This is a genomic window from Vibrio fujianensis (assembly GCF_002749895.1).
GTDB lineage: Bacteria > Pseudomonadota > Gammaproteobacteria > Enterobacterales > Vibrionaceae > Vibrio > Vibrio fujianensis.
Map to the genome: position 1 here is coordinate 401,661 of NZ_NBUS01000043.1, position 2,120 is coordinate 403,780.

A 2,120-nucleotide genomic window follows, 5' to 3' on the forward strand; every position below is an offset into this window, starting at 1 on the left:
GGTGCAGGTGATTGGCAGTCAGATTGAGTTTTCTCCATTGATGAGAGTTCTGTTGGCTGCGGCTCTTTCTCTGACGGTTATTTTTGCTGGCGAATGGTTTCATCGTCGAGAGCAAACAGTGCAAACGCGTGCGATGCGCTGGAAAGAGTTTACCTACGTTCCCGCCGCCGTTACTGCGACGGGATTAATGGGCGTGTACTGTACCGTTATTTTTGCTTTTATTCTTTACCAAATGCTGAGCCCCGGCCTTTCTCTGCTGATTCTTGCCGTTGCTGCGCTAACTAGCTTGGCATTGTCTATGCGCCAAGGGCCTTTAATGGCAGTGCTGGGGTTGATCGGCGGGTATTCAGCACCATTGTGGATCAACAGTAGTGAGCCTAATTATTTTCTTTTAGCCGGTTACATTGCATTCATTTCTATCGCTGCCACATTATTAATGCAATTTATGCGTAAAGCGTGGTTAGCACCAAGTATTGCGTTACCTCATATGGTATGGATGGTAATGATGATTGCGTGGATACCACAACAACTGCTTTTCTCTTGGCTTATCCTTTACCTTTCTTTGACGCTCTATCTTATTTTTCTTGTCCCGAGAATGGGGTGGTTGCTTCACCCTCGCTATCGTCATTGCCAAAGGCGTTGGTCTCACTCGCCTGTTTTTATTTCCGTTGCGATGACCTTTATGGTGCTGCAATCGGTCACCAAAATCGATCAATTGACGCTATTACACATTCTTTATTTTTACGGACTCTTGATGGCGGTCATTTGTCTACCAGCCCTACGTAAAACGTGGTCATTACGAGTGTTTCTCCCAACAATAATTGCCGGTGCTGTGGCTGTTTTTGCTCTTACGCTGGTATGTGATGCGCTTTATCCATTACAGTGGCAATCGGTGATTTGGTCGGTTCTCGCCCTTTGTATAGTGTTGATTGGTCTACGTTTATTTAGTCAGGCTCGGCATGATAGTTCAGCGTTTACAACTCGAACATTACTAATATTAGTACCACTTATCAGCCTGATTAGTCTGGTTTATTTAGATGTATTTATTCCTGATTATGCTTGGTCTTGGACTGTTTTTTCGCTGTGCATTGCTGGAGGATATTATCTGCTAGCTCGACGTTTTCATTCATTAAGCGAGCATTGCTCTGGTATCGTGCATGGAATGGTTGTTGGTTGTTTATGGGTGTGGCTGAATGACATTGAGTTGACCATGGCCATTGCGGTTCAGATCCTAGTGATGACGATGCAGATCCAGCATCGAATTTTCTCACCTGCTAGCTGGATAGTGAAGGTTGCAATGAGTGTATTAGTGCTCCGCTTGACGTTGTTACCTTTTGTTCCCGCGTGGCAACCAGCGGCAAACGCTAATTGGCTTTGGGGTGTCGTTAGTTATTTCCCGGCATTATTTATCCTGATATATGCCCGCACTCGATTAAAAATAATTAACACAGAACTGTCTAACTGGTTTGAAGGTGCCTGTTTGCATCTGCTACTAATGGCACTGTTTACCCAAACCCATTATACGCTTACTGGACAATATGGTTATTGGGGGGCGATTGATTTTACCTCAGCAATTATTTTCGCCAATCAGGCGTTAGTGATGGGCTTGATATACAGTTATCGGAGCCAGTTTGCGCAAAAACTGACGCCAATTTATCAAGGGTATAGTTACTTACTATGGGGCGTTTTCGCTGGCTTGATGCTGTTACTCAATACCTTTGAATCTCCACTTTGGGTCAACCATGTATCGGCTCAAGCGCTGCCAATTGTCAACATGTTGACTTTAGGTTGGCTATTACCAGCCTCGATTCTCGCCGTCGTGGTAGCTAAACGCTGGCCAACTTTAGCGATTCAACGTCAGTGGCTTGCTATTACGAGCGCAATATTGGCTGCACTTTGGTTGGGGATGTCGATACGCCAATTCTGGCAGTCTACATCAATGACATTATGGCAACCGACCGGGATGGCCGAATTATTCAGCTATTCAATGGCCGGTTTATTGGTCGGTGGTGTATTGACTTGGTATGCGGCGACTCGTCATGTCCCCATTTTGCAACGGGTTGGTGTCGCGATATTGGCTGGCGTCGCGCTAAAAGTCTTTTTATGGGATGTCAGCTCGC

1 protein-coding gene is annotated in these 2,120 nt (G+C 45.6%); it reads left to right on the plus strand.

The window, feature by feature from the left end:
* Window positions 1-2,120, plus strand: a 2,120-nt coding sequence (locus B7C60_RS12660) for a DUF2339 domain-containing protein (RefSeq protein WP_245869363.1), incomplete at both ends; no start/stop codon positions are given.